Origin of the sequence: Actinoplanes sp. NPDC051633, from assembly GCF_040681735.1 — a bacterium.
In the GTDB taxonomy this organism is placed as follows: domain Bacteria; phylum Actinomycetota; class Actinomycetes; order Mycobacteriales; family Micromonosporaceae; genus Actinoplanes.
On the sequence record NZ_JBFAZH010000653.1, the window covers coordinates 1 to 4,525 of the forward strand.

General features: G+C 73.6%; 6 protein-coding genes. 1 reads left to right on the forward strand and 5 read right to left on the reverse strand.

The features are described 5' to 3' along the window. Window positions 1–628: SDR family NAD(P)-dependent oxidoreductase (locus tag AB0M20_RS28900; RefSeq protein WP_364303468.1), on the reverse strand; the 628-nt coding region annotated here is incomplete at its 3' end. Between the two features lie 131 nt (window positions 629–759). Here AB0M20_RS28900 and AB0M20_RS28905 point away from each other — a divergent pair. After that, window positions 760–1,647 carry a helix-turn-helix transcriptional regulator gene (locus AB0M20_RS28905; protein WP_364303469.1) on the forward strand — a complete coding sequence of 296 codons (888 nt, stop codon included), beginning with the start codon at window positions 760–762 and terminating at the stop codon, window positions 1,645–1,647. Here AB0M20_RS28905 and AB0M20_RS28910 read toward each other — a convergent pair. The 4 genes from AB0M20_RS28910 to AB0M20_RS28925 all read right to left on the reverse strand — a co-directional run. Further along, on the reverse strand, window positions 1,644–2,528 hold the full coding sequence (locus AB0M20_RS28910; RefSeq protein WP_364303470.1) for a DJ-1/PfpI family protein: 885 nt from the start codon (window positions 2,526–2,528) through the stop codon (window positions 1,644–1,646). The genes AB0M20_RS28905 and AB0M20_RS28910 overlap by 4 nt on opposite strands. Continuing rightward, window positions 2,525–3,076 (reverse strand): cysteine hydrolase family protein, encoded by a 552-nt coding sequence (locus AB0M20_RS28915; protein ID WP_364303471.1) that lies wholly within the window; start codon window positions 3,074–3,076, stop codon window positions 2,525–2,527. The genes AB0M20_RS28910 and AB0M20_RS28915 overlap by 4 nt, the downstream gene beginning before the upstream one ends. Window positions 3,077–3,144: 68 nt before the next feature. Beyond that, the gene (locus AB0M20_RS28920; protein ID WP_364303472.1) at window positions 3,145–3,993 is read right to left on the reverse strand and encodes a bifunctional 5,10-methylenetetrahydrofolate dehydrogenase/5,10-methenyltetrahydrofolate cyclohydrolase; all 849 of its coding nucleotides are present in this window, start codon (window positions 3,991–3,993) and stop codon (window positions 3,145–3,147) included. Between the two features lie 141 nt (window positions 3,994–4,134). After that, window positions 4,135–4,525 (reverse strand): hypothetical protein (locus AB0M20_RS28925; protein WP_364303474.1); only part of this gene is annotated, 391 nt, incomplete at its 5' end.

Consider the following 4,525-nt stretch of genomic DNA (forward strand, 5'->3'; position numbering starts at 1 on the left):
GATTGGTGCGGGTGAGACCGGGGTGGGCCAGCGCGCTGACGATCGGCGATCCGGCGGCGCGCAGCCGGCGGTCAAGCTCGACGCCGAAGATCGTGGTGGCGAGCTTCGACCGCCCGTAGGCGGCCGATGCCCGGTAGCGACGCTCGGACATCAGGTCGTCGAAGTCCAGGTGCGCGGTCCGGTGGGTGATCGAGCTGAGGCTGACCACCCGGGCCTCGGCGGCCTCGGCGAGGTTGCCGAGCAGCAGGCCGGTCAGCGCGAAGTGGCCCAGCATGTTGGTGGCGAACTGCAGCTCGAAGCCGTCGGCGGAGGTGCGTCGCGGGCCCAGCAGCACCACCCCGGCGTTGTTGACCAGCAGGTCGATCGCCGGATGGTCGGCGGCCAGCTTCGCCGCGAAGACCCGCACGGAGGCCAGAGAGGCCAGGTCCAGCTCGCGGACCTCGACGTCGCCGCCGATCCGGCGAGCGGCCTCGGCGCCGGCGGTGGTGTTGCGGACGGCGAGCACGACGTGGGCGCCGTGGCGGGCCAGCTCGGTGGCCGTGACCAGGCCGAGGCCCGAGTTCGCGCCGGTCACGACGGCGACCCGGCCGCGTTGGCCGGGGATGCGGTCGGCGGTCCATCCGGTCATCTGCTTCTCCTTGGTTCGTCGATGCGCTGCGCCACCGACGCTAGGAGCGATCGCCACCGGCTGGGTCGTTCCCGGTTGCCCGGGTCTGCCGGACCTACCTTCGCCCGCCCGGGCAGCGGCACACTTGCCGCATGAGCAACCCGCACCCGTACGCTCGTGAGCTCGGTGAGTTCCTGCGCGCCCGGCGCGGCCGGCTGCACCCGCACGACGTCGGCCTGGAGCCGGGCGGCCGGCGCAAGGTCACCGGGCTGCGGCGCGAGGAGTTGGCCCTGCTGGCCGGGCTGAGCACCGACTACTACCAGCGGATGGAACAGGGCCGGGAGGTACGCCCGTCCGACGATGTCCTGGACGCGCTGGCCGGCGCACTCGCCCTGGACGACGAGGAACGCCGGCACCTGTTCACGCTGGCGCGGGCCGCGCGCCGGCCGGTGCCCGGCCGGGTGGACCACGGCCCGGAACGGGTGCCGGAGAGCACCCGCCGGCTGCTGCGGGTCATGGGCACCCCGGCGGTCGTGCTCGGCAGGCACCTGGACCTGCTCGACTGGAACCCGGCGGCGGAGGCGCTGCTCGGTGACCCGGGCGACCACCCGCCCGGCCGGCTCAACATGCTCCTGCTCATGTTCGACGACACGCTGACCGGCGAGCGGACCTGCCCGGACTGGGAGCGGCAGGCGCTGGACTACATCGGGATGATGCGCGCGGCCGTCGCCACCGACCCCACCCATCCGCGCGCCACCGCGATCGTCGGTGAGCTGAGCATCCGCAGCGCCGAGTTCCGGCGGCTGTGGGCCCGGCACGACGTACGCGGGTCGGTCAGCGGCACCAAGACGTTCCGGGTTCCGGAAGTCGGGGACATCGTGCTGGACTGGGACACGTACCCGCTGCCGGGCAGTCCCGGCCCGGTCATGCTGGTCTTCACGGCACGGCCGGGCAGCGCCGACGCCGACCGGCTGCAGCTGCTGGCGTCGTTGCACGCGACCCGGGCCGCCTCCTCGACCGACGCCCAGGACGTGCCCTAAGCCCGGGCGCGGAGGCGGCGCAGCATGCGGGCGTCGCCGAAGCCGACCGCGCGCGCCGCCGCCTCCACCGTCGAGCCGTGCCCGATCAGGTGTTCGGCGCGTTCCAGCCGCAGCGCCTGCTGGTAGCGCAGCGGTGAGCAGCCGGCCGCACTCTCGAAGAGGCGGGTCAGCGTGCGCTCGCTGACGCCCGCGGTGGCGGCCAGCCCGGGCAGGGGCAGCGGTTCGGCGAAGTGGGCGTCGATCCGGTCCTGCACCCGGTGCACCGCGTCGTTGAGGTGGGCCCGGTGCCGCAGCATCGCGCTCGCCTGCGGTTCGTCGCCGTTGCGCCGGGCGTAGACGACCATCGACCGGGCGATCCGCGCGGCCGCCGCCGGGCCGTGCCGCATCGCGATCACGTGCAGCGACAGGTCGATGCCGCTGGCGATGCCGGCCGACGTCAGCACCCGGTCGTCGGTCACGAACAGCACGTCGGGCACCACGACCGCGCGGGGGTGCCGCCGGGCGAGCGAATCCTGCAGCTCGTGATGGGTGGTGCAGCGCCGGCCGTCGAGCAGGCCCGCCCGGCCCAACGCGTCCGCCCCGGCGCACACGCTGACCACCGTGCCGCCGGCCGCGTGATGCGCGCGGATGAAGTCCAGCCAGCCGGATGAGAACTCGCCCGACGACAGCGGCGCCTTCCAGCCCGGGATCACGACCAGATCGTCGGGACAGGTTGGCGGGAGGATGGTCGAGGCCGTGACGATCAAACCCTGATGGGTACGCACGTCCGCGCGCTCGGCCACGTAGTGCAGGTCGTAGCCGGCCGTTCCGAAGACCTGCGCCGGCCCGGCCAGGTCGAGCAGGTGCAGGCCGGGCGTCAGCAGGAAGACGACGTTTGTCATGCGCGCGTGAGCGACGCCACCGATGCGATCGTGGCGAAGCGGCCGGCCAGCGCGTATTCGGTGCGCTCGACGATGTCCGCGGTGGACAGTGACCGGGCCGGGTCGTCGCGGTGCGGGATCGGGAAGGTCGCCGTCGCGTCGGTGACGAAGGTGACGTCGTACCCCAGGTCCGCGGCCAGCCGCGCGGTGGTCTCGCAGCACTGCTCGGTCTGGATCCCGCAGATCACCAGCTCGCGGACGCCCGATTCGGTCAGCCGCTGCTGCAGGTTGGTCGTGGTGAACGCGTTGCGGGAGGTCTTGGTCAGCACCGGCTCGCCGTCGGCCGGCTCGAGCTCGTCCATCAGACGGACGTGCCCGGACGCGGGGTCGAACACGGTGTCGCTGCCCGGCTCGGCGTGCAGCACCCAGATCACCTGGTCACCGGCCGCCCGTGCCGCGTCCACCAGCCGGCTCGCATCGGTCGCGACGTCCGGGTTGGAGACGTCCGCCCAACTCGGCCGGGCGCGGAAGCTTTCCTGAATGTCGATCACCAGCAGTGCCTTCGTCATACGCACAGTCTGGTCACCGCCCCGGGCCCGGTACAGGCACCTTCCGGGCCCGAAGCGGAACGATCCGGTCAAGAGGCAGTGGCACGTTCCGCGGCGTCGACGGCGTTGCGGAAGAGCATCGCCACCGTCGTCGGGCCGACGCCGCCCACGCGCGGGGTGATCGCGCCGGCCACCTCGGCCACCGACTCGTCGACGTCCGGTAGCAGCTTGCGGCCCTCGTACCGCACGCCCGCGCCGATCACCGTCGCGCCCGGCCGGACGTGCTCCGGCTGGATGATGCCGGGCACCCCGGCCGCCGCGACCAGGATGTCGGCCCGGCGGGTGTAGCGCGCCCAGTCCGGCACGCCGGTGTGCACGACGGTCACCGCGGCGTTCGCGGTCGGCCTCTTCTGCGCGAGCAGCATCGCGAGCGGGCGGCCGATGGTCGCGCCGCGGCCCAGGATCACCACCTCGTGCCCGGCGACCGGGATCTCGTAGTGCGCCAGGAGCGCCTCGATCCCGGCCGGGGTGCACGGGACCGGGCCCGGCAGGCCGCTGGAGAGCCGGCCCAGGTTGAGCGGGTGCATGCCGTCGACGTCCATGTCGGGGTCGACGGTCAGCAGCGCCGCGTCGTAGTCGAGGTGGCCGGGGATCGGGTACTGGATCAGCAGCCCGTGCACCGTCGGGTCGTCGTTGAAGCGGGCGATCACCCGGTGCAGATCCTCCTGCGTGGCGGAGGCCGGCAGGTGCTCGTGCGGCGAGACGAAGCCGAGCTCGGCGGCCTGCTTCTGCTTGATCCGGATGTACCCGGCGCTGGCCGAGTCGTCGCCGACCAGGATCGTCGCCAGGGCCGGCTCGACGCCGCGCTCCCGCAGCGCCGCCGCGCGCCGGGCGACGTCGGCGAGGACCTCCTCGGCCACCGGGGCGCCGGGCAACATGCGGGCGGGGGGTGTCAGTCATGCCGTCTCCCATGCAGCCGCGGGCACCCAGGCGGACGGCACCCGCGACGCCGCTCCCCGATGGTGGTCGCCATCCTCGGTGCCGCCAGTCGCGTTGAGGGTGACCAACTTACTCCGCAGCTACCCGGCGGCGGCGATGAGGACCGTCCGATAGGGGGTGATGTCGCTCGCCCGGTAGAGGCCGATGGTGGTCCGGCTCTCGGCCGCGATGGTGAGGTCGGCGACCCAGTTGCCGCGCCCCGCGGGGATGGTCAATTCCTGGGTACGCGTGCCGGCCGGCCCGGTCACCGTCACCGTGTACGGCCCGTCCGCCGCGACCAGCCCGGACGCCGTCACCTCGAGCTGCCGCGTGCCGGCCGCGGTCACGTCACCGGGCGGCGCGGCCGACAGCGTCGTCACCGTCACCCGATAGCTGTCGTGCGAGCTGCGGTACGACAGCCAGCCCGCCCCGCCGAGCAGCGCGAGCACCAGCACCAGCGGCAGCAGCTGGGTCACCAGCCGGCGGCGGTCG